The sequence below is a fragment of the Allobosea sp. AK1 genome (genome assembly GCF_006714945.1).
Taxonomy (GTDB): Bacteria; Pseudomonadota; Alphaproteobacteria; order Rhizobiales; family Beijerinckiaceae; genus Allobosea; species Allobosea robiniae.
The window spans coordinates 952,400-974,475 of sequence record NZ_VFMG01000001.1 but is presented as its reverse complement, the minus strand read 5'-3'; the positions used below and the strand labels follow the sequence as shown (position 1 = coordinate 974,475).

Here is a 22,076-nt window from a genome sequence, read left to right as displayed (position 1 = left end):
GGCGAGCATGACGCGTGAGCGTTCGTGCCTCTGGTCAGAATGCGCGGATCGTCCTTAGCTCCGTCTCATGACCATGGAGACGGACATGCCCCAGACCTGGATGATCACCGGCGCCAATCGCGGCATCGGGCTTGCCATCACCATCGAGTTGCTGCGCCGGGGTGACCGGGTGATCGCGGCGGCGCGCAATCCCTGGGGCGGGGCGCTCGCCGAGCTCGCGGCCGAGCATCCGGCGGCGCTGATCCCGGTGGAACTCGACGTGACCTCCGACGCCAGCATCGCCGCAGCGAAGGAAGCCCTGGCAGGGCAGGCGATCGACGTGCTCCTGAACAATGCCGGGCTTTATGGTCCGCGCGACCGGCAGAGCGGGCTCGACGTCGATTTCGACGCCTGGCGCGAGGTCTTCGAGGTCAATGTCTATGCGCCGATCCGGGTGGCGCAGGCCTTCCTGCCGAATGTCGAGGCGGGGCAGGGCCGCAAGATCGCCACGATCTCGAGCCGGATGGGCTCCATCGCCGCCAATCCGGGCAATGCGCTGATCTATCGCTCGTCGAAATCGGCGGTGAACATGGCGATGGTCGTATTCGGTAACAGCGTGCGGGCGCGCGATGTCAGCGTGATGCTGTTCCATCCCGGCTGGGTCCAGACCGACATGGGTGGCAGTGGTGCCGACATCACCCCGGCCGAGAGTGCGAGCGGGCTGATCCGCACCATCGATGCTTCCGGCATGGCTGAGGCCAACAGCTTCCGCGACTATACCGGTGAGGCGATCACCTGGTGAGGACAGAGGGTCTCAGTTCGCCCGCGTCGAGGCGAGCCAGAGTCCGCCGCCGACCAGGAAGCCGCCGCTGAGCTTCGACAGCAGCCGCACGCGACTGCGCGACAGCAAGTGCCCTGCCTTGCCGGAGAGCAGGGCATAGGCACCGTCGCTGAGAGCCGCGAAGGTGAGCGCCGTTGCGCCCATGATCGCGATCTGGGTGGCGTGGTCGCGCGCGGGATCGAGGAATTGCGGGAAGAAGGCGCCGAAGAACAGCAGCGTCTTCGGGTTGCTGAGAGCGACCAGCGCGCCCTGCAGGAAGAAGCCGCCGCGCGGCGGCTTCGCCGGCGCTGAGCCGTCGAGATCGGCGCCGGCCGAGCGGAACATCTTCCAGCCCAGCCAGATCAGGTAGGCGGCGCCAGCCAGCCTTACCCATTCGAACCAGTGGCCGAGCGCGGCGATGACCGAGCTCAATCCGATGCCGGCGACGAGGACCATGATGCCGAGCCCGGCCTGTGTTCCTGCCACGTTGAGGAGGCCGGCGCGGGTACCGTGCTTCAGGCTGTTGGCGACGATCAGCGTGACCGTTGGCCCGGGAACGCTGATGATGACGATGCAGGCGATGAGATAGGCGGCATAGACTTCAAGCGACATGGCGCTGACCTCCGGCAATGCCGCACAGTGATCTGCCGAACTTGGCCGCCTGTCCAGATGCTTCGCCTTGCTGCAGATGGGAGGTCGCGATGGTGCACGGGTTTTGACGTGAAGCCGCTGACGCCCGAACGCTGGAGCGATCTGGAGGATCTCTTCGGCCCGCAGGGGCCCTGCTATGGCTGCTGGTGCAACCATTTCCGCATGCCGCAGCGCTTGCGCAAACCCTTGCTCGGCGAAGGCGCGCGGCAATTGTTCGAGGATCGGGTCAAGAACGGGCCGCCGCCCGGCGTGCTGGCTTATGCCGAGGATAAGCCAGTCGGCTGGCTGCAGGTCGGCCCGCGCGCCGACATCCCCGAATGGAACAATCCGCGCCGCGCCTCGACGCCGCTGCCAGATGCGCCGGCAGAGGACATCGGCAACTGGGCGGCTTCCTGCTTCTTCGTGCGCAGGGGCTTTCGCGGCAAGGGCGTCACCGGCGCGCTGCTCGATGGGGCCGTCGCCTTCGCGCGGGAGAGCGGGGCGCGATTGATCGAGGCAGCGGCCATGGACAATCGGGACAAGCGCAGCGCGGAGGGGCTCTATGTCGGGCCGGAAAGCGTGTTCCTGCGCGCCGGTTTCATCGAGGTTGCCCGGCAGAAGCCGGGGCGGCCGTTGCTCAGGCTGGTACTGTAGGCGCCACGCGCTCCGGTCAGCGCGAAAGCTCGTTCAGGAAGGCCGTCAGCCGGTCGAGTGCCTGCTTCCCTTCCGGGCGGTCGAGATCGAACTGGTATTCATGCGGCAGCTTCGGCTCGGTTTCGGGCGGGAAGAACAGGGTGTCGACCCTGACGCCGCGGTCGCGCAGGGCCTGCGCCATCGCCGCCGATTGCGGCGCCAGCGGATCGCCGTTTCCAACCGAGATGAAGCTCGGCGGGAAGGCTTCCGTGACATAGCGTGGGACGGAGGCCTGGGTCAGGCGCTCGCTGTCCAGCGGGTTGGCCACGCCGAAATAGGCGGAGAGGACCGTGCGGACGAAGCTGCCGAACGGCCCGGTCAGGTCGATGGCGGTGAGGTCGAAGGCGCCGCAGAACAGCACCGTGCCCCGCAGGCTCGTGGGCGCGATGGCCGGCTTCAACCCGAGCAGTTCGCCATAGTCCTTGCCGGTCAGGCCAGCAGCGAGCTGGGAGGCGATATGAGCGCCGGCCGAATCGCCTGAGAGAACGATGCGCGTCGGGTCGAGGCCGAGGCGCTGCCCTTCGCGCTGCAGGAAGCCGAGCGCGGCGTTCGCCTGCAGGACCGGCGTGGGGTAGCGGCCGGTCGGCGCGCGGGTATAGCCGACCGCGACGACCGCGAAGCCGCGCCCGGCGAGGATCTTGAGATAGGGCGCAACATCTCCGCGATCCCCCGCGACGAAGGCGCCGCCATGAATCCAGACGACGGTCGGGCGCCCCGGTTCGATCCGCCCGCCGGACGGGAGATAGACGTCCAGCCGTTCGTCTTCCGCGCTGCCATAGCGGATGTCGCGCTGCTCGCGGATGCCGAAGGGGACGTGGCCAGCGAGCGCGGCTGTGGTCTTCGAGGCGCCATAGCCGAAGGCGAGGCGCGTCAGCAGCGTCGTGGGCCAGGGCGACAGAGCGAAAGCGGCATAGCCGATGAAGGCAAGGCCGAGGCAGAGCAGCAGAATCCGTTTGGCACGTCGTCTCATGGTGCGAAGCTAGGCCGGCCCGCGATCCCGGGCAATCGGGTCGAATTCCGATCGACGGGGCAAGGGGGTGGATTATTGTATAACCGGCTAAACTATTGATATTATTGCGTCATCACGCTTCGCGTTAACCTCGTGTTCGTTTGCCTCTGCCAGATGGACGGCAGCTACGAGACTGAGGCGGCGATGCGGCGACTGGGACTGACGGCGAAGATCATGATTTTCTTCGCCCTGCTGGCTCTCGCCGGGGCGCTGGGTCTCGCCAGCGCCTTGCGTGGTTTCGATGAGGCAAGGCGCATCGATGCCGCCGCCTTCTCGGATATCCGCCTCGCCGGCAGCGCCTCGCTTTTGTCGAGCAGGATCGCAGCCGCCGCGCTGCTCAGCCGGGTCGACACGGACAGCTCCCCGCAGGAGATCGAGGCGATGATCGGCAAGCTGGATGCCGCCATCGAACTGGTCGACGCGGCACGCGCGCATCTAATCTCGGCCCTGCCGGCAAGCCTGCGCGAGGCCAATCCAACGCTCGATGCGCGGATCAAGACCTTCATCGCCTTCCAGCACGGCATCGTCGATATCGGCCAGCGGATCTCGGCCAAGGCCGCCTTGCTGGAGGCGGGCGCGGCCGAGGCGCGCATCAATGTCGACGAGATCGTCGCGACAACCGCCGCGCTGCGCGACGAGCTCGCCAAGCGGGCAGGCGAGACCTCCATCCGCGCCGGTGCGCGAGCAGAAGCCGTTCGTCTGCGGACGATCCTTTTCGCGGTCCTCCTGCCGCTGGGTGGCGGGCTTCTGGCCTTGCTGATGCTGCGCAGCCAGTTGACGCGGCCCCTGCGCAACCTGATGGAGGCGATCCGGCAGGCGGTGGCGTCCGATGGGATCATCGACGTACCGCATCGCGACCGGGCCGACGAGATCGGCCAGCTCGCCCGCGTCGTGCGCCAGCTCAGCGAGGTCAGGGCGACGCTGGTGACGCGGGAAAGCGAGGCCGACGATGCGCGGCGCCTCGAACAGCTCCGCAATGCGGAGCTGGCCGGGATCGCCGACGAGTTCGAGGCACGGCTCGGCGTCCTGCTCGGCGAGATCGGCAGGGCGAGCGAGACGCTCCGCATGGCGCTTCAGGACGCCGCTGTCCGCGTCCACCAGATATCGCGGAGCACCGAGACGGCGGCCGCTTCCGTCGATGGCGCGGGGATCGATGCGCGACGCTCCAGCGAGGCGGCGCTGCGGCTGGATTTCGTCGTCGGCCAGATCAATCGCGAGGTAAGGCGGGTTTCGGAAATGGCGACCGAGGCGACGCGCGAGGCAGCCGGGACCCATGCGCTGGTGACGCGCCTGAGCGAAAACGCCGCCCAGATCCGCGATGTCGTGGGCATCATCGACGCAGTGGCGCGCCAGACCAATCTGCTCGCCCTCAACGCGACGATCGAGGCTGCGCGTGCGGGCGCCCATGGCCGCGGCTTCGCAGTGGTCGCCGCCGAGGTGAAGACGCTCGCCAACCAGGCCTCGGACGCCGCCGGGCGGATCGTCAGCCGGATCGCGCAGGCCGACGAGGCTTTGTCCCATGCCGCCGAAGCGGTTTCCGCCATCGGCACCAGCGTCGCAGCGGTCGAGCAGACCGGAACCGAGATCGCGACGATGGTCGGCTCGCATGTCGAATTGCTGGGCTCGCTCGGCGAGACCGTGGCGCGGATCTCGGACGTGACGGGCACGGCCGCCCTGGCGATGGGCGAGATCGCGGCCGCCAATCTCCAGACCGTCGGCCAGGCCGATACCGGTGCGGCGAGCGCGAGGGAACTCGACCGGCGGATCAACGCCCTGCAGGCGGAGGCTGCGGCTTTTGTCCAGCGTTTGCGCGCCGCCTGAGCGGTTTCAGGTGCGCCGGGCTTGCCTCCCAGCCCGACTCGGCCCCATCTGCGTCATGCCTTTTTCGACGATGATTCCGCGATGAGCTGGTCGCCCCAGCAGGATATGGCTTTGACCGCCGTGGCGCGCTGGCTGCAAACCGGCGAGCCGCAGCTCTTCCGCATGTTCGGCTATGCCGGAACCGGCAAGACCACGCTCGCGCGCCATATCGCCGAGGCGGTCGATGGCGACGTCGTCTTCGCCGCCTATACGGGCAAGGCCGCGCTCGTGCTGCGCAACAAGGGCTGCCATGGCGCGCAGACCATCCATTCGCTGATCTATCGCTCGCGCGGCGTCGACGAGGAGAGCCCGATCTTCGCGCTCAACCGTGACAGCGCCGCGGCCAAGGCCAAGCTCATCATCATCGACGAATGCTCGATGGTCGACGAGGAGCTGGGCCGGGACCTGCTCTCCTTCGGCACGCCGGTTCTGGTGCTGGGCGATCCCGCGCAGTTGCCCCCGGTCAAGGGCGGCGGCTTCTTCACCGAGCAGGAGCCCGACGTCATGCTGACCGAGGTCCACCGGCAGGCGGCGGACAACCCGATCGTGCGGATGTCGATGATCGTACGCGAGGGCGGGCAGCTCGAGCTCGGGGATTACGGGCCGAGCCGGGTGATCCGGCGCGGCGAGATCAATCCCGAGATTGTCATGGGGGCCGATCAGGTGCTGGTCGGCATGAACAAGACGCGGCGCAACTACAATGCCCGTATCCGCCAGCTGATGGGCCGTACCGACAACAGCCCCGTCGCCGGCGAGAAGCTGGTCTGCCTGCGCAACGACAAGAGCAAGGGCCTGCTCAATGGCGGCTCCTGGATCGTGCAGGAGATCAAGACCTCGAAGAAGGGAGTGGTCACCATGCGGGTGACGCCCGAGGACGATGCCGGAGCCAAGGCGGTCAAGGTCTCGGTGATGCCGAATTTCTTCGACGGCACCGAAGAGGAAATCCCGTGGGAGCTGCGCAAGCACACCGACGAGTTCACCTTCGGCTATGCGCTGACCGTGCATAAGTCGCAGGGCTCGCAATGGGATGATGTCGTGCTCTTCGACGAGAGCTTCGCCTTTCGCGAGCATCGGGCGCGCTGGCTCTATACCGGCCTGACGCGCGCGGCCGAGGCGATCACGGTCGTGGTCTAGGCTCTGGCGCGAAGGGAGCGGTCATGGCGAAGAACGAAATTCAGGATCCGGCCGCTTCCCGGCTGATCGACGAGAAGATCGAATCGCTCGTCGACTGGCGTGGCGCGACGCTGGCGCGGATGCGCGCGCTGATCCGGGAGGCCGATCCCGACGTGGTCGAGGAGGTGAAATGGCGCGGCGTGCCGGTCTGGTCGCATGGCGGGATCATCTGCACCGGCGAAACCTACAAGAGCGTGGTCAAGCTGACCTTCCTGAAGGGCGCCTCGCTGGCCGATTCCGCCGGCCTGTTCAATGCAAGCCTGGAGGGCAATGCCCGCCGCGCGATCGATATCCGCGAGGGCGAGGCGTTGGACGAAGACGCCTTCAGGGCCCTCATCCGCGAGGCCGTGGTGCTTAATATGTCGCGCTGAAGCGGGAAGAAAATCTCTCGAAGCCGGGGGCGCCATCTCCCAACGCTGCTGAATCGTCATGAATGCCGTCGGGCATTCGCTGCAGGTGGCACCGACCCTCGCGGCCAGCCTACCTCAGGGCCTACCGCCTGAAGGCAGCCATGCGGCTGCGCCACCAGGCGACGTGCCCGCGCATCCTGAACCCGGCCAGGTGAAACTGGCCGCGCAGATCCGGTGAGCCGGCGGCGGCTAGCGAGCGGGCGAGAACGGTCGCGGCCTCGTCGAAGCGACCTTCGTCATAGAGGGCGTTGGACAGCACGCGCAGCATCGCGGGATGGCCTTCCGTCAGCGCCACCGCCCGCTCCAGCGCGGCGAGTGCCTCCTCGATCCGGCCGGCGAAGCGAAGCTGTTCGGCCAGTGTCACCCAGGTGAAATGGGCGTTGGGGTTCAGTTCGAGGGCGCGGCGGGCGAAGGCGACCGCGCGTTCCGGGTTGCGTGGCCCGGCGGCACGGGCGAGCGCGATGAAATAGGAGGTCGAGTTACGGCGGTGATCGCGCGCTGCTTGCAGCAAGGTGCCGAACTCGGTCTCACCTGCGAGGACCCCGAGCGCCAGCGGGCGAAGCAGGCCGCATTCGCCGAGATAGGTGCCGGAGGGATGGCCGGAAAAGGGCAGGGCGACCCGCTGTATGCGCATCTCGCCTGCGATCAGCTCGACATGGCGGCGGTCGGCGGCGTGGGCGGGATCATAGACGATGACCGCTGGCAAATCCGCCGGGAGCGGCCCCGCAAGCTCACGCCGCCAGCGTATGCGGCGCACGGGCTTGGCCCAGCGGGTGTCGAACCCCGCCTTGTCGCGCGCCATGCTGTATTGTGGCGAGATCGCCAGTGCAGCCGCCGCACCGATCATCTTTCCGAAGCGGAGCGCAGCATAGCCGCCCATGCTGGAGCCGTAGGCGAGCACGCGCCGATAGGGAGCGGCTGCGGCCGCGACCGCAGCGACCATCTCGCGCCATTCCGGCTCCTGGTACCAGGAATTGCGCCGGTTCACGACATGGATCGCGGGGAGACCGGCCTGTGCGAAGGCTTCCTCGCCGAAGGCCGGACGATCCAGACCCGGATCATCCGTGTAGGAATCGAAGGTGACGACGCAATCCTCGCCCGGGCGCCGCGCGGCCTTGACCAGCAGGTTGCCCGAGCGAAAGAGGGTGTCGGTCACATCAGCCGTTCCGCGAGGCCTGGATCTCAGGCCCAGGCGCGCTGCTTCAGCTTTTCCTCATAGGCGTCGATCTTCGTGCCCTTCTCCATGGTCAGGCCGATGTCGTCGAGGCCGTTCAGCAGGCAGTGTTTGCGGAACGGATCGATCTCGAACTTGATCTCGCCGCCGTCCGGGCCCTTGATCGTCTGGTTCGCCAGATCGATCGTCAGCGTCGCGTTGGAGCCACGCTCGGCATCGTCGAACAGCATGTCGAGCTGCTCGGGCGTGACCTTGATCGGCAGGATGCCGTTCTTGAAGCAGTTATTGTAGAAGATGTCGGCGAAGCTGGTGGAGATCACGCAGCGGATGCCGAAATCGAGCAGGGCCCAGGGGGCGTGCTCGCGCGAGGAGCCGCAGCCGAAATTGTCGCCGGCGACGAGAATTTCCGCATTGCGATAGGCCGGCTGATTCAGCACGAAATCGGGGTTCTCCGAGCCGTCCTCCTTGTAGCGCATCTCCGAGAACAGCGCGGTGCCGAGACCCGTGCGCTTGATCGTCTTCAGGTACTGCTTGGGGATGATCATGTCGGTGTCGACATTGACCACCTTCATGGGCGCGGGGGTCGAGGTCAGGGTGGTGAAGGGCTGCATGGCGGAGACTCCGATGGGCCTTTTTGGCGATGTTCTTGCGGTGACGGAAATCAGAGCTGCGAGGTCAGCAGCTTGAAGCTGGCGAAGGTGAAGAAGGCGGCGAGGCAGGCCTCGGCCCGGCGGCGGATGCGGCGGTAGCCCGCGATCATCGATGCCGTGGAGAACAGCACGGCATAGAACTGGTTGATCGCGAGCGAGATCAGCATGCAGCCGCCGATGATGGCGTAGAGCACGACCGGCGGCGTATCGGGCCGCAGGGCCAGCGCGATGATCGCCGTCCAGCTCAGGATCGCCTTCGGGTTGGTGATGTGCATGAGGTAGCCGCGCAGGAAGGTGCGGCGACCCGAAGCGGCAGCCTTCACCGGGGGCATCTCGGCGCGCATCGCCGAGCGGGCCGAGCGCCAGGCGAGGAAGAGCAGGTAGAGCCCGCCGACGATCTTGATGGCATAGAGCGCGCCGGGATGAGCCACGACGATGCCGGTGACGCCGACGGCGGCGAGGATGCCCCATGTCAGGGAGCCGGCGGTAACACCGAGCGCCAGGGTGGAGCCGGCGGCACGGCCGCGCTCCATCGAGGTCGCCATGACCTGGAGATTGCTCGGGCCGGGGCTCGCGACCGCGAGGATGAAGGCCGAGTAGACCAGCATCAGGCCGGGCAGGTTGCGGATCAGTTCGTCGAGCATCGCCTAGCGCTCCGCCGCGGCTTCGATGGCTTCCATGTCCTCGTCGGAGAAGCCGAAATGGTGGCCGATCTCGTGGATCATGACATGGCTGACGATGGCCCCCAGGCTCTCGTCATGCTCGGCCCAGTAGTCGAGGATCGGCCGGCGGTAGAGATGGATGGTGTTGGGCATCTGGCCGGTCTGGGGGGAATAGCCCTGCTGCGGCAGGCCGACGCCGCTGAACAGGCCGAGCAGGTCGAACGGGCTCTCCGCCTCCAGCTCCTTCAGCACGTCGTCCTCGGGGAACTCGGTGACGTTGAAGATCACATCCGAGCAGAGCGCGCGGAATTCCTCGGGCAGGCGGTCGAAGGCGGCCTGGGCCAAAACCTCGAACGCCTCCTGAGACGGCGCCTTGGCCCCGTCCCAATCGATCTCCGCGGTTTTTACGACCCTGGCGTCCACGGCCCTGCCCATCACCAGATCTTCAATTGGTAGCCAAGCCACCAGGCCAGCACGATGACGCCGAGGAGCGAGAGGGCGCGGCCGATGCGCCGGCCCCAGAGCTCGACCTTGTCGCCCTCGGGCGCATCGGCGCCCGAGAAGTGATCGGCCGCCCGGCCCATCGAGGAGCCGAGCAGGCTTTCGCTGTCGCGCTTGACCCGGTCCAGCGCCGCCTTGGATTCGGCGGCGCGGCCGGTTTCGCGGGGATCGTTCGACATGGTCAGCTCCCCGCCTGTCCGCCTCAGCCCAGCGTACGGACGTCGACGAAGCGGCCGGTGAGGGCCGCCGCCGCCGCCATCGCCGGCGAGACGAGATGCGTCCGGCCGCGATAGCCCTGACGGCCCTCGAAGTTGCGGTTCGAGGTCGAGGCGGCGCGCTGGCCGGGCTTGAGCTGGTCGGGGTTCATGCCCAGGCACATCGAGCAGCCCGGCTCACGCCATTCAAAGCCGGCGGCGATGAAGATCTTGTCGAGCCCCTCGGCCTCGGCCTGCTCCTTCACCAGGCCGGAGCCGGGAACGATCATGCCGTAGTCGAGGCTCTCATGGAGCTTCTTGCCCTCGACGATCTTCGCGACGGTGCGCAGGTCCTCGATGCGGCCATTGGTGCAGGAGCCGATCCAGATCACGTCGAGCGGGATGTCGGTGATCTTGGTGCCGGCGGTCAGGCCCATATAGTCGAGCGCGCGCTTCTTCGAGGCGCGCTTGACCTCGTCCGCGATCAGCTCGGGATCGGGGACCGCGCCGGTGACCGAGATCACGTCCTCGGGGCTCGTGCCCCAGGAGACGATCGGCGGCAGGTTGGCGGCGTCGAGGCGGATGACGCGGTCAAAATGCGCGCCCTCGTCGGTGCGCAGCGTTTCCCAGTAGCGGACGGCGGCCTCCCAGGCAGCGCCCTGCGGCGCCTTGGGGCGGCCCTTCAGATAGGCGAAGGACTTCTCGTCCGGCGCGACCATGCCGGCGCGGGCGCCGCCCTCGATCGACATGTTGCAGAGGGTCATGCGGCCTTCCATGGTCAGGCCGCGGATGGCCTCGCCGGCATACTCGATCACCGAGCCGGTGCCGCCGGCGGTGCCGGTCTCGCCGATGATGGCGAGCGTGATGTCCTTGGCGCCGACGCCGGGAGCAGGCGTGCCGTCCACCTGGACGAGCATGTTCATCGCCTTCTTCTGGATCAGCGTCTGGGTGGCCAGCACGTGCTCGACCTCCGAGGTGCCGATGCCGTGGGCGAGCGCGCCGAAGGCGCCATGCGTCGAGGTGTGGCTGTCACCGCAGACGATCGTCGTGCCGGGCAGGGTGAAGCCCTGCTCGGGGCCGACGATGTGGACGATGCCCTGGCGCTTGTCGAGCTCGTTGAAGTACTCGACGCCGAAGTCCCGGGCGTTCTTGGCGAGCGCCTCGACCTGGATGCGGCTTTCCTCTTCCGCGATGCCCTTGCTGCGGTCGGTCGTCGGGATGTTGTGGTCGACGACGGCAAGCGTCTTCTCAGGGCTACGGACCTTGCGGCCGGTCATGCGCAGACCCTCGAAGGCCTGCGGGCTCGTCACCTCATGGACGAGGTGGCGGTCGATATAGAGCAGGCAGGTGCCGTCATCCTGCCGGTCGACGACGTGGTCGTCGAAGATCTTGTCGTAGAGGGTGCGGGGTCCGGTGGTCGCAGTCATGGTTTGAGGCCTCGGTCTTCGGAAATCTGCGTGAAGATTGATGCGCCGGCTCGCTTTGGCCGGCACGCAAAAACGGTTCGCCTGTCGCCGGCCGCGCGGAAGCGGCCGGTCTCAGGCGCCGGTAAGGCCTGCGGCAATCGAGGCGGTAAAGCGGCCGAAAAAGCGCCATGGCAGCCGGGCATGGTCGTGCAGCGCGGCAAAATCCTGCGTCGTCGGCAGGGGCGGCAGATGGCCCTCTCCCTGCACGACGCTGAAGCGCTGCAAATGATGCTCACACGGCGACATGGCTACTGTTTAGCAGTTCCAATCAAGCCGGACAATCGGCGCCGTTGCAGCCGCGCCATCAGCGTGACGCAGAGGTGTCGACGCTGACCACCACGGACATGCCGGGCGCCAGCCGCTCCGCCAGAGGCTGGTCGGGGTCGACAGCGATGCGCACCGGCACGCGTTGCGCGATCTTGATGAAGTTGCCGGTGGCGTTGTCGGGGCGGATGACACTGAATTCGGAGCCGGCGGCCGGCGAGAAACGCTCGATCTTGCCGGTCAGGCGGGCGTGCCGCAGCGCATCGACGGTGAAGCTCACCGGCTGGCCGGCGCGCATGCCGGCGAGCTGCGTCTCCTTGAAGTTGGCGACGACCCAGACCTGGTTCGGCACCAGCGCCATCAACTGCGTGCCGGCCGAGACATATTGCCCGAGCCGGGCCGAGACTTCGCCGAGCCGCCCGTCCTGCGGGGCGATGATGCGGGTGTTGCCGAGGTCGATTTCGGCGAGATGGACGGCAGCCTCGGCGCCCTCGACCGCTGCGACCAGCGACTGGCGGTTGACGATCGCGGTCTGGATGTCTTGCCGGGCGACGTCGACGGCGGCATTGGTCGCGGTGATTGCGGCGCGGGCCTGGTCGAGCGCCTGCTGGCTCTGGTCGGTCGAGGTCTGGCTGACGACGCCGCGCTCGCGCAGCGGCTCGATACGGCCCCAGTTCGCCTCCGCAGTGCGCAAGGCCGCCTCGGCGCTGGCGACATTGGCGACGGCGGCGCGAAGGCGGGCTTCGGCGGCGGCGCGCGACTGGTCGGAATTGGCGAGGCCGGCGCGCTGGGCGGCGAGGCCGGCGCGGGCCTGCTCCAGCTTCTGGGCGTAGATGCGATCGTCGATGCGCAGCAGCAGGTCGCCCCGCTTCACCGCGGCGAAATCCTGCACGGGCACTTCGGCGACATAGCCGGCGAGCTGCGGCGCGATGACGGTGACCTGGCCACGGACATAGGCGTTCTCGGTGGTTTCCATCGCGCTGGAAAAGGGCGGCAGCCGCCAAGCGTAGAGGATCACGGCGAGGCCGGCGAGGCCGATGGCGAGCGCGATATAGGTCGAGACGGAGCGGAGGGTGCGGGGCATGACGGGCTGGACGGTCAGGAGACGGGTTGAGGAGCGGGCGCGGCGGCGCGCTTGCGCAATTGCAGATAGGCGAGGTGAGAGAGGAGGCCGAGAAGGGCGAGGCTGGCAATGGCAGAGATCAGCATGAAGGCGTCGTTATAGGCGAGCACGATCGCCTCTTGCGTCGCCCGCTGGGCGAGCAGGGTCACGCCTTCCGCCCGCATCAGCGTCGCGTCGCTCAGGACATGGCTATAGGCGGCGCCGAGTTGATTGAGGCGTTGGGTCAGGAGCGGGTCGGACAGGACAAAATGCTCCGCCAGCATGTTGAAATGGAAACTGGTGCGCAGCGTGATGAAGGATCCGAAGAGGGCCGAGCCGAGAAGCCCGCCGATGCTCTGCGTGAACAGGAAGACGGTGATGAAGCTCAGGATGTAGATCGGGCCGCGCGCGATCGCGCCGCCCATGCCCTGCGCCATCGCCGCGGGCAGGAAGAGGCCGGAGCCATAGGCGACGAGCGCCTGGCTCAGCCGGATATCGTGCGGCCTCGTCTGGCTGGTGGCGCCGCTGTCGAGCCAGGCGCCGAGAGCGACGCAGGCAAGCGCGGTGGCGTAGAACCAGTTCTCCCGGCCGGGGCGCAGCAGGAGCGCGCAGGTGACGCCGCCGGCCAGGATCGCACAGAGGATGATCGTGTAGAGCGGTATGGTCTGTTCGTTCTGGATGCCGAGCGCCTGAAAGAAATTCGAGGCGCCGACCGTCTGTTCGGCCAGCACGATGCGCATCAGGAGGATGGCACCGGCGAAATGCAGCGTCGCCGGACTGGTCAGCCAGCGGATGTCGATGAGCGGGCTGTCGCGATGCAGCTCGACGATCACCGCCAGCGTGAGGCAGATCACGGCGCAGGCGAAGAGCCAGCCGAGCCAGGGGGCCTCGAACCACCAGTAGATCCGGCCGAGGCTCAGCGCGACCGCGATCGCGCCGAAGCCGATCGCGATCAGGAGATAGCTGACGATATCGAGCGGGCCGATCCATTTGACGCGCGGCGGCGTGGTCAGCGGCAACGCGTAGACGAAGCCGAAGGCGACCATGGCGAGGCCCATCTCGAAAAGCGTCAACCCGTGGAAGCCGCCGAGCTCCAGCAGCCAGGGCGAGATCAGGCGCGTCACGGGGATACCGAGCGTGGTGTTGGTCAGCGCCAGCGACAGGCCGACGGTGAGCTTCTTCTGCGGCGGCAGCGGTTCGATCATGTAGAAGAAAGCGAGCGAGGACATCGGCGCCGCCGCCATGCCGCTCATGAACCGCACGACCACGGCCGATGGCAGGTCATGGACGAAGACGAGGTTCAGGAAGGCGGCGAGGACGAAGCCGGCGAGGCTGATCTCGGCGAAATTGCGCAGGCCGTACTGCATCCGGATCTTGATCAGCGCGATCGAGAGCGAGACGTTCGGGGCCATATAGGCGGCGATCAGCCAGTTGGTCTCGGCGAGGGTGGCGCCGAGCTCGCCCTGGATCTGGTAGACATTGGTGTTGACCAGGTTCGCGCCGATCTGCTGGGTCATGGCCAGCGTCACCGAAGCCAGCATATAGGCGAGCGCGCGGGCCGGCGGCATGGTGAGCCCCGCCGGCGGGGGCGCGGCAACAGGCGCAGCGGTGGTTTCGGGCGTGCTCATGGGGCGGCGCTCCGCCCGGCGGCGATGTTGCGCGAGGTGCGGCGCAGGACGTCGAGCGCGGCTTCCAGCTCTTCCGGCGCGATGCCCTGCAGGATGCCGGCGCGCAGTTCGGTGAGGAAATTCAGGATGTCCTGTGCCTGTGCCCGGGCGCTTTCGGTCAGGAAGACGCGGCGTGCGCGCCTGTCGCCCTCGACGGCGCGGCGCTCGATCATGCCGTTGCGTTCCAGCCCGTCGAGGAGCCGGACCAGCGTCGGCTGCTCGATGTCGAGCAGGCCGGCGAGGTCGGACTGGATCGGGCCGTCTTCCCGCGCGAGCTCCATCAGCAGGCGTGCCCGCGACAGGGTCAGGCCCATGCCGCGGGCTCGCTCGTCGACAAGCGCTCTCAGCTTGCGGTTGACGGCGGCAAGTTCGCCGGTGAACGCGGCCTGAAGCTGGATGAGGTCCATAGGGGCAACATAAATAGCATGCTAATGATTGTCATACTTATATGCGCGCGTATCGCATATCAAGTGACAATAGAGCCATTTGATATGCGCTTTCAGAATGACTGTTTCGATCCGCGGGCAATAAAAAACGCGGCCCCGAAGGACCGCGTTCCAATCTTTTTGCGCTGAGGCTTCGGCTTACTTGCCGGCGGCCTTCTGGCCCTTGGCGGGCTTGGCATCGACGCGCTCGGCGATGCGGGCCGACTTGCCGCGACGATCGCGCAGGTAATACAGCTTGGCGCGGCGCACCTTGCCCTTGCGGATGACCTTGATCGAATCGAGGTTCGGCGAGAACAGCGGGAAGACGCGCTCGACGCCCTCGCCATAGGAAATCTTGCGAACGGTGAAGCTCTGGTTGAGGCCGCCACCGTTGCGGGCGATCACGACGCCTTCATAGGCCTGGACGCGGCTGCGCTCGCCTTCCTTGACCTTGACGTTGACCTGCACGGTGTCGCCGGGCTGGAAGGCGGGAATGGCCTTGCCTTCGCTCAGCTTGGCAATCTGCTCGGCATCGAGCTGTTCGATGATGTTCATGGGTCTCTCCATGGCCGTTGTCGCGTGTGTTCACGCGGGCGTTACGGCGCGCTGTTTTCAGTTGAGTGCGGGGCCTTACAGGAGCTGGTGGCGTTTGTCGAGCGGCAATGCCGGCTTGTTGGCGGCGCTGCCGGCGTGCATAGCCTTTGCGGACCCGACACGCCACCGGACGACACGCCATGACCGATGCCACCCCGAAGACCGCGCTCGTGACCGGCGCCGCGCGCGGCATCGGCCTTGCCGCCGCCAAGCGCTTCCTCTCCGAAGGCTGGCAGGTCGGCCTGCTCGACATCGATGGCGCCGGGCTTGAACGTGCTGCGGCCGAGATCGCCACGCCGGAGCGGACGTTGGTGCTGACCTGCGATGTGGCCATGCCCGCCCAGCTCGAATCGGCCTTCGCCGGCATGGCCAAGCGCTTCGGACGGCTCGATGCCCTCGTCAACAATGCCGGCACTGCGGTGTTCAAGCCCCTGCTGGAAACCACGCATGACGAATGGCAGCGGGTGCTGGCGGTCAATCTCACCGGGCCGTTCCTGGCGACGCAGCTCGCGGCGCGGGCGATGGCGGACAATGGCGGCGGCGCCGTCGTCAACATCACCTCGATCTCGGGCCTGCGCGCCTCGACCCTGCGCGTCGCCTACGGCACCTCGAAGGCGGCGCTGGCGCATCTCACCAAGCAGCAGGCGGTCGAACTCGCGGGCCTGGGCATCCGCGTCAACGCAGTCGCGCCGGGGCCGGTCGAGACGGCGATGGCCAAGGCGGTGCACAGCCCCGAGATCCGGGCGGATTATCGCGATGCCGTCCCGCTCGGCCGCTACGGGCTGGAGGAGGAATTGGCCGAGGCGATCTTCTTCCTCTGCTCCGACCGGTCGAGCTATATCACCGGGCAGGTCCTGGCCGTCGATGGCGGCTTCGACGCCGCCGGCATCGGCCTCGCGACGCTTCGCGGCGAGCGGCGGAATCTCTGACGGCGGGTGCCTCGACGCCTTTACCCCATCGCCTCACGCTTCTTCAGCAGTTCGTTGAGCATGTCCTGCTGCTCGCCGAGCCGGTTGGCGAGTGCTTCCTCCACGGCGGCGCCGGAGGCTCCCGTCGCCTGTTCCATCAGTTCGGAGATATTGCGCCGGAGGAGGGCGATGCGCTCGTCCAGATCCATTTGCGAAGCATTCTCGGGCATCGGCTGTCTCCATGCATCTCTACGGCCGCTGCGGCGGTCCGCCCATAGAATGTCCGGCGATCCTTCAGGTTCCCCGCTTCGGAGACGCAGGGAGCGTGCAGGTGCCGGCTCGCCTCTCGTGCGTGCAACCCGGCGGATCTCCCGATGAAATCACGGGCCTCGGCGGAGCGATAGTCGTTCCGATATCGGTGACGGTCCGGGCCTCGCCCGTTCGCCGCGACCGCGCCGACAAAGCGCTTGCGTCCGCTCCCGATCGGCGCGAACCTCTCCTCAACTGCCTCTCCGACGGCCGCCCGACCCTGTCGGGCCCGAGCGACCGCCGCCCATCCGGCGTGAGCGCATTCGCGGTTCCCGCCGGCTTCCACCGCGCCGGAGCCGGGGCCGCTCGAACCTCTCCTCCATCGCGGCCAGCCCCGAAGGAGGAAGTCATGCCTGCATCGGCTCAGAATGGCGGTTCCGCAGACGGCACCCGACGCGCGGGGCCGCGATGCATCGCGATCGTCGGCCCCTTCCAGAGCGGCAAGACCACGCTGCTCGAAAGCATCCTGATGCGATGCGGCGCGCTGACCCGCACCGGTACGGTCAAGGGCGGCAACACGGTCGGCGATGCGGCGCCGGAAGCCCGCGCGCACCAGATGAGCACGGAGCCCACGGTCGCGGCCGTCGATTTCCTCGGCGATACCTTCCATTTCATCGACTGCCCCGGCTCGGTCGAATTCCTGCACGAGATGCGCCATGTGCTGCCGGCGGTGGATGCGGCCGTCGTCGTCTGCGAGGCGGATGACAGGAAGGCGCCGGCGCTCGAGCTCGTGCTGCGCGAACTGGAGGAGGCCGACATCCCGCGCTTCCTGTTCCTGAACAAGATCGACACGGCTTCGCGCCGGGTGCGCGAGACGCTCGGCATCCTGCAACGGGCCTCGCGGACGCCGCTGCTGCTGCGCCAGATCCCGATCTGGCAGAAGGGCATCGCGGTCGGCTTCATCGACCTCGCCCTGGAGCGGGCTTTCATCTACCGCGAGCATGCGCCGAGCGAGATCGTGCCGCTGGCCGTCGACGAGGCCGGCCGCGAGAAGGAAGCGCGGTTCTCGATGCTGGAGCGGCTTGCCGATTACGACGACGACCTGATGGAGGAGCTGCTGGGGGACATGGAGCCGCCGCGCGACCGCGTCTTCGACGATCTCGCCCGCGAATTGCAGCATCGCCATGTCGTGCCGGTGCTGATCGGCGCGGCCGAGCGTGGCAATGGCGTGACGCGGCTGCTCAAGGCGCTCAGGCACGAGGCGCCCGGTCTCGCCGAGACGCGCGGGCGCGCGGGTATCCTCGCCGAGGGTCCGCCGCTCGCCCAGGTGATGAAGACCTGGCATTCGAGCCAGGGCGGCAAGGTCTCGCTGGCGCGGGTGATGCGCGGACGGCTGGCGGAGGGCGATGTCGTGACCTCGTCCGGCGGGGCGGAGGCCCGCATCGCCGGTGTCCTCGCCCTGAAGGGGGCGGAGCAGAGCCGCAAGCCGGCGGCGATGGAGGGCGAGGTCGCCGGCTTCGCCAAGCTCGACGGCATCGCGACGGGCGAGGCCTTCATGCTCGGCAAGACGCGGGCGGGCGTGATCAGCGCGGTCCCGCCGCCCGAGGCCGTCCACGCCTTCGCCATCGCCGTGAAGGACCGCAAGGACGATGTCAGGCTGGCGGCGGCGCTTCAGCGCCTGACCGAGGAGGACACGGCGCTCGCGGTGACGCAGGTGCCGGAACTCGGCGAAACCCGGTTGTCGGGCCAGGGCGAGATGCATCTGCGCGTGGCGCTCGAAAAGCTCGCCGGCCGCTATGGCGTGACGGTGACGAGCAAGACGCCGCAGGTCGGCTATCGCGAGACAATCCGCGGCCAGGCCGGGGCGCGGGGCCGGCATCGCAAGCAGAGCGGCGGCCATGGCCAGTATGGCGACGTGGTGATCGAGGTGGCGCCGCTGCCGCGCGGGGAGGGCATCCAGTTCGTCGACAAGATCACCGGCGGTGTCGTGCCGCGCCAGTATATCGGCTCGGTCGAGGCCGGCATGCGCGATTTCTGCGAGAAGGGGCCGCTGGGCTTCCCGATCGTCGATGTCGCGGTCGCCCTGACGGACGGCTCGTATCACACCGTCGATTCCTCGGACATGGCGTTCCGGCAGGCGGCGCGGCTGGCGATGAGCGAGGCGATGCCGCAAGCCAAGCCGGTGCTGCTCGAGCCGATCCTGTCGGTCGATGTGGTCATCCCTTCCGAGGCGATGTCGCGGGCTTCGGCCCTGATCTCGGGCCGACGCGGGCAGATCCTCGGCTACGACACGCGCGCCGGCTGGCGTGGCTGGGACCAGATCAAGGCGCTGGTGCCGGAAGCCGAAATGACCGGCCTGATCGTCGAGCTGCGCTCGGCCACCTCGGGCGTCGGCTCGTTCAGCGCGCGCTTCGATCACCTGGCGGAGCTTGCCGGCAAGCCGGCCGAGGCCGTGGTTTCCGCGCAGGCGCTGACCCTCGCGCAAGCGCGCTGATCCTGCCTCAGGCCCATCCTGCCCAAACCGGGAGCCGTCATTCGGCTCCCGGTTTGGGCTTGATTTCGTGCGGTGCGAACTGTTTAGATGTAAACATTCGACGGTCGATGACGGTCGGCGCTTGCGCTGTCGGCTGCTGTTCCGCACTGTACGATCATGAAAATGCACCGGAACCCGCCGTGAGGCGGTCAACCGGGCAACTGGAGGGAACGATGACTGCGACTGGCGCCACGCAGGCCAGGAATGCCTCGCGCCCGTGGCTTGCGCATTATCCGCCGGCCGTGCCGCCGGAGCTCGACGATGCCAGGATCGGGACGCTGGCTGACCTGATCGGCTCCGCTTGTTCGACCCATGCCGATCGGCCGGCGTTCGAGAGCTTCGGCAAGACGATCACCTTCGCCGAGACGCGTCGCGCCGCTGAGTCCTTCGCCGGCTGGCTGCAGGCGCAGGGCCTGAAGAAAGGCGATCGCGTCGCCCTGATGATGCCGAACATCCTGGCCTATCCGGCGGCGATCTTCGGCGTGCTGCTCGGCGGCTTTACCGTCGTCAACGTCAATCCGCTCTACACGGCGCGCGAGCTGACGCACCAGATCAACGATGCCGGGGCGCGGGTGCTCGTGGTGATCGAGAACTTCGCCCATGTCGTCGAGGAGGCGAAGCCGAACCTGAAGCTCGACGCCATCGTCATCGCCACGGCCGGCGACCTGATGGGCTTCAAGGGCAAGATCGTCAATTTCGTTGCGCGCCGGGTCAAGAAGGTGGTGAAGCCTTACGGTCTTCCCGGCTCCATCGGTTTCCAGCAGATCCTGCACGGCGGTGCCCGGATGACGCCGGTGACGGTCGTGCCTGAGGATGTCGCCTTCCTGCAATATACCGGCGGCACGACCGGCGTCGCCAAGGGCGCGACGCTGACGCATCGCAACGTCGCCGCCAACGTCCAGCAGGCCGGCCTCTGGCTCGAATGGATGCTGGAGCCGCCGCTCGGCCGCAGCGACTACCAGCACGTCATGGTGACGGCACTGCCGCTCTACCACATCTTCGCGCTGACCTGCTGCTGCATGTTCCTGCTGCGCATCGGCGCCAAGAGCCTGCTGATCGCCAATCCGCGCGACATACCCGGCTTCATCAAGACGCTGAAGGCGAGCCGCTTCACGCTCTTCTCGGGGGTCAACACGCTCTACAACGCGCTCGCCAACCATCCCGAGATCAAGGAAGTCGACTTCTCCGAGATGCGCTTCGCGGTCGCCGGCGGCATGGCGACACAGGCCGCGGTCGCCAAGCAGTGGAAGGCGGTGACCGGGCGCCCGATCATCGAGGGCTACGGCCTGTCGGAGACTTCGCCGGTCGCCACCATCAACCGGCCTGATATCACCGAGTTCAGCGGCACGATCGGCTATCCGATTCCCTCGACCGAGATCGCGATCCGCGACGCCGAGGGCAACGACATGCCGCTCGGCGAGGCCGGCGAGATCTGCATCCGCGGGCCGCAGGTGATGGCGGGCTACTGGAACCGCCCGGACGAGACCGCCAAGGCGATGACCGCCGACGGCTATTTCCGCAGCGGCGACGTCGGCATCATGCTGCCGGACGGACAGACCAGGGTGGTCGACCGGATGAAGGACATGGTGCTGGTCTCCGGCTTCAACGTCTATCCGAACGAAGTCGAGGACGTGCTGGCCTCGCATCCCGGCGTGCTGGAATCGGCTGTCATCGGCCTGCCCGACGAGCATTCGGGCGAGGCGGTGACCGCATTCGTCGTACGCAAGGACCCGACCCTGACGACGGATGCGCTGCGGGCCTACTGCAAGGAGAACCTCACCGGCTACAAGGTGCCCAGGCAGATCTTCTTCCGCGAGAGCCTGCCCAAGACCAATGTCGGCAAGGTTCTGCGCCGGGCGCTGCGCGAGGAGGTCGTCGCCAGGCGCTGACGTTGGGCGACGGTCGACAGCCGGTCGGGCAACGTGCCATCTCTTGTCGGCTTTCGCCGGGACGGGTGACCGTCTCGCGCCCCCGGAGATCCTCGCCGCTTGCCCCATCGCCTTGCCGAATTGCCGCTGCTGCGCCGTCTGAAGCCCGGCCTCCATGTCTATGAGGAAGAGGCGTTGAACGCCGAGCCGGCGCTGGCCCTGCTCGGCGAGTCGATCACGCCGGTCGATGCCTTCTTCATCCGCAACAACGGCCATCTGCCGGAGATCGACGACGACAGCGGCTGGACACTGACCATCGATGGCGAGGTCGAGCGCCCGGCCGTGTGGACCGTCGAAGGCCTGCGCCAGCGTTTCGAAACCGTGACGCTCACCGCTGTCCTGGAATGCGCCGGCAATGGTCGCTCTCGCTTTTCGCCGGCGACGGACGGGCTGCAATGGCGACTCGGCGCCGTCGGCTGCGCGCGTTGGACCGGGGTCAGGCTGGCGGACGTTCTGGAACATGCCGGCCCCAGGCCGGGCGCGGTCTATACCGCCCATCACGCACCGGACCGCCAGATCGGCAAGCCGGAGAAGGCGGCTTTGTCGCGCGGCCTGCCGATGGCCAAGGCGGTGGCGCCGGAAACCCTGATCGCCTTCGCCATGAACGGCGAGCCGCTGCCGCGGCTGCATGGCGGGCCTTTGCGGATCGTCGCGCCGGGCTACCCCGGCTCGGCCTGGCAAAAATGGCTGGACCGGATCACCCTGCGCGATGTCGAGCATGACGGCGAGAAGATGCGCGGGACGGATTACCGCCTGCCGATCCTGCCGGTGCGCCCCGGCGAGCCCCTCGATCCTGCGAATTTCGCTGTGATCACCGACATGCCAGTCAAATCGCTGCTTACGGCGCCGCTAGACGGCTTCGTGGCGAAGCAAGGCGAGCGATTGAAGGTCGCGGGCTTTGCCTGGAGCGGGGCGGTTCCGCTGGAATCGGTCGCGATCTCCAGCGATGGCGGCGAGAGCTGGCAGGATGTCGCATTGCAGGCCGGCGAGGGGCGCTTCGCCTGGCAACGCTTCGATACGGAGATTGTTGCCGGACAGCCCGGGTCGTTCGTCGTCATGGCGCGGGCGCGAGATGCCGAAGGTAACGTCCAGCCGTTGGAACCGGTCTGGAATCCGCGGGGATACTGCAACAATCAGGTCCAGCGGGTGCGTGGCTCGGTCGTCGCGTAGGGCTTTGAACCTTTT

Annotated in this window: 23 protein-coding genes; 9 read left to right on the top strand and 14 right to left on the bottom strand. The window is 67.5% G+C overall.

Going from position 1 to position 22,076, the window contains the following annotated elements; translation table 11 throughout:
* Positions 1–85: 85 nt before the first annotated feature.
* The gene (locus tag FHT98_RS05030; RefSeq protein WP_185745073.1) at positions 86–781 is read left to right on the top strand and encodes an SDR family oxidoreductase; all 696 of its coding nucleotides are present in this window, start codon (positions 86–88) and stop codon (positions 779–781) included.
* A 12-nt stretch (positions 782–793) separates the two neighbouring features.
* Here FHT98_RS05030 and FHT98_RS05025 read toward each other — a convergent pair whose 3' ends face one another.
* Positions 794–1,411 (bottom strand): LysE family translocator, encoded by a 618-nt coding sequence (locus tag FHT98_RS05025; protein ID WP_142112852.1) that lies wholly within the window; start codon positions 1,409–1,411, stop codon positions 794–796.
* Between the two features lie 108 nt (positions 1,412–1,519).
* Between FHT98_RS05025 and FHT98_RS05020 the strand changes: the two genes are divergently transcribed.
* The gene (locus tag FHT98_RS05020) at positions 1,520–2,083 is read left to right on the top strand and encodes a GNAT family N-acetyltransferase (RefSeq protein WP_248309145.1); all 564 of its coding nucleotides are present in this window, start codon (positions 1,520–1,522) and stop codon (positions 2,081–2,083) included.
* Positions 2,084–2,099: 16 nt separating this feature from the next.
* Here the strand turns inward: FHT98_RS05020 and FHT98_RS05015 are convergent, their stop codons facing one another.
* Positions 2,100–3,092, bottom strand: a complete 993-nt coding sequence (locus FHT98_RS05015; protein WP_142112848.1) for an alpha/beta hydrolase — start codon at positions 3,090–3,092, stop codon at positions 2,100–2,102.
* A 213-nt stretch (positions 3,093–3,305) separates the two neighbouring features.
* Here FHT98_RS05015 and FHT98_RS05010 point away from each other — a divergent pair, with 213 nt between their 5' ends.
* The 3 genes from FHT98_RS05010 (at position 3,306) to FHT98_RS05000 (ending at position 6,535) form a co-directional block, all read left to right on the top strand.
* Positions 3,306–4,952 (top strand): methyl-accepting chemotaxis protein, encoded by a 1,647-nt coding sequence (locus FHT98_RS05010; protein ID WP_185745072.1) that lies wholly within the window; start codon positions 3,306–3,308, stop codon positions 4,950–4,952.
* An 81-nt stretch (positions 4,953–5,033) separates the two neighbouring features.
* Complete coding sequence (locus tag FHT98_RS05005; protein WP_142112844.1) at positions 5,034–6,125, top strand: ATP-dependent DNA helicase; 1,092 nt, start codon at positions 5,034–5,036, stop codon at positions 6,123–6,125.
* 23 nt (positions 6,126–6,148) lie between these two features.
* The gene (locus tag FHT98_RS05000) at positions 6,149–6,535 is read left to right on the top strand and encodes a DUF1801 domain-containing protein (RefSeq protein ID WP_142112842.1); all 387 of its coding nucleotides are present in this window, start codon (positions 6,149–6,151) and stop codon (positions 6,533–6,535) included.
* A 121-nt stretch (positions 6,536–6,656) separates the two neighbouring features.
* On the opposite strand, the gene FHT98_RS04995 is transcribed toward FHT98_RS05000, so the two are convergent.
* From FHT98_RS04995 to rplS, 11 genes are all read right to left on the bottom strand, one after another.
* Complete coding sequence (locus FHT98_RS04995; RefSeq protein ID WP_142112841.1) at positions 6,657–7,730, bottom strand: tetratricopeptide repeat protein; 1,074 nt, start codon at positions 7,728–7,730, stop codon at positions 6,657–6,659.
* 26 nt (positions 7,731–7,756) lie between these two features.
* Positions 7,757–8,359 carry a 3-isopropylmalate dehydratase small subunit gene (gene leuD / locus FHT98_RS04990; RefSeq protein WP_142112839.1) on the bottom strand — a complete coding sequence of 201 codons (603 nt, stop codon included), beginning with the start codon at positions 8,357–8,359 and terminating at the stop codon, positions 7,757–7,759.
* Between the two features lie 50 nt (positions 8,360–8,409).
* Positions 8,410–9,042 carry a LysE family translocator gene (locus FHT98_RS04985; RefSeq protein WP_142112837.1) on the bottom strand — a complete coding sequence of 211 codons (633 nt, stop codon included), beginning with the start codon at positions 9,040–9,042 and terminating at the stop codon, positions 8,410–8,412.
* A gap of 3 nt (positions 9,043–9,045) precedes the next feature.
* The gene (locus FHT98_RS04980) at positions 9,046–9,495 is read right to left on the bottom strand and encodes a metallopeptidase family protein (RefSeq protein ID WP_082617550.1); all 450 of its coding nucleotides are present in this window, start codon (positions 9,493–9,495) and stop codon (positions 9,046–9,048) included.
* A complete protein-coding gene (locus FHT98_RS04975) occupies positions 9,495–9,740 on the bottom strand; it encodes a hypothetical protein (RefSeq protein WP_142112835.1) in 246 nt (81 codons plus the stop codon). Before FHT98_RS04975 ends, FHT98_RS04980 begins: the two co-directional genes overlap by 1 nt.
* Positions 9,741–9,763: 23 nt before the next feature.
* On the bottom strand, positions 9,764–11,182 hold the full coding sequence (leuC, locus tag FHT98_RS04970; RefSeq protein WP_142112833.1) for a 3-isopropylmalate dehydratase large subunit: 1,419 nt from the start codon (positions 11,180–11,182) through the stop codon (positions 9,764–9,766).
* A gap of 111 nt (positions 11,183–11,293) precedes the next feature.
* A complete protein-coding gene (locus tag FHT98_RS26135) occupies positions 11,294–11,446 on the bottom strand; it encodes a hypothetical protein (protein ID WP_156407152.1) in 153 nt (50 codons plus the stop codon).
* A gap of 79 nt (positions 11,447–11,525) precedes the next feature.
* Positions 11,526–12,569: an HlyD family secretion protein gene (locus tag FHT98_RS04965; protein WP_142112831.1), complete on the bottom strand. Its 1,044-nt coding sequence runs from the start codon at positions 12,567–12,569 to the stop codon at positions 11,526–11,528.
* Positions 12,570–12,583: 14 nt separating this feature from the next.
* Positions 12,584–14,215, bottom strand: a complete 1,632-nt coding sequence (locus tag FHT98_RS04960; protein ID WP_142112829.1) for an efflux MFS transporter permease — start codon at positions 14,213–14,215, stop codon at positions 12,584–12,586.
* The gene (locus FHT98_RS04955) at positions 14,212–14,661 is read right to left on the bottom strand and encodes a MarR family winged helix-turn-helix transcriptional regulator (protein ID WP_061969384.1); all 450 of its coding nucleotides are present in this window, start codon (positions 14,659–14,661) and stop codon (positions 14,212–14,214) included. Before FHT98_RS04955 ends, FHT98_RS04960 begins: the two co-directional genes overlap by 4 nt.
* A gap of 177 nt (positions 14,662–14,838) precedes the next feature.
* Positions 14,839–15,234 (bottom strand): 50S ribosomal protein L19, encoded by a 396-nt coding sequence (rplS, locus tag FHT98_RS04950; RefSeq protein WP_091856317.1) that lies wholly within the window; start codon positions 15,232–15,234, stop codon positions 14,839–14,841.
* A 179-nt stretch (positions 15,235–15,413) separates the two neighbouring features.
* On the opposite strand from rplS, the gene FHT98_RS04945 reads away from it, so the two are divergent.
* The gene (locus tag FHT98_RS04945) at positions 15,414–16,202 is read left to right on the top strand and encodes an SDR family NAD(P)-dependent oxidoreductase (RefSeq protein WP_142112827.1); all 789 of its coding nucleotides are present in this window, start codon (positions 15,414–15,416) and stop codon (positions 16,200–16,202) included.
* A 20-nt stretch (positions 16,203–16,222) separates the two neighbouring features.
* Here FHT98_RS04945 and FHT98_RS04940 read toward each other — a convergent pair whose 3' ends face one another.
* Positions 16,223–16,390: a hypothetical protein gene (locus tag FHT98_RS04940; RefSeq protein ID WP_248309144.1), complete on the bottom strand. Its 168-nt coding sequence runs from the start codon at positions 16,388–16,390 to the stop codon at positions 16,223–16,225.
* Between the two features lie 449 nt (positions 16,391–16,839).
* Between FHT98_RS04940 and FHT98_RS04935 the strand changes: the two genes are divergently transcribed.
* The 3 genes from FHT98_RS04935 to FHT98_RS04925 all read left to right on the top strand — a co-directional run bounded on the left by FHT98_RS04935 (position 16,840) and on the right by FHT98_RS04925 (position 22,061).
* Positions 16,840–18,924 carry an elongation factor G gene (locus tag FHT98_RS04935; RefSeq protein ID WP_142112824.1) on the top strand — a complete coding sequence of 695 codons (2,085 nt, stop codon included), beginning with the start codon at positions 16,840–16,842 and terminating at the stop codon, positions 18,922–18,924.
* Between the two features lie 212 nt (positions 18,925–19,136).
* Entirely contained in the window at positions 19,137–20,852 is a 1,716-nt protein-coding gene (locus FHT98_RS04930; RefSeq protein ID WP_142112822.1) for an AMP-binding protein, read from the top strand.
* A 99-nt stretch (positions 20,853–20,951) separates the two neighbouring features.
* Positions 20,952–22,061, top strand: coding sequence for a sulfite oxidase (locus FHT98_RS04925; RefSeq protein WP_142112820.1), 1,110 nt, complete (start codon positions 20,952–20,954; stop codon positions 22,059–22,061).
* The last annotated feature ends 15 nt before the right edge of the window (positions 22,062–22,076 follow it).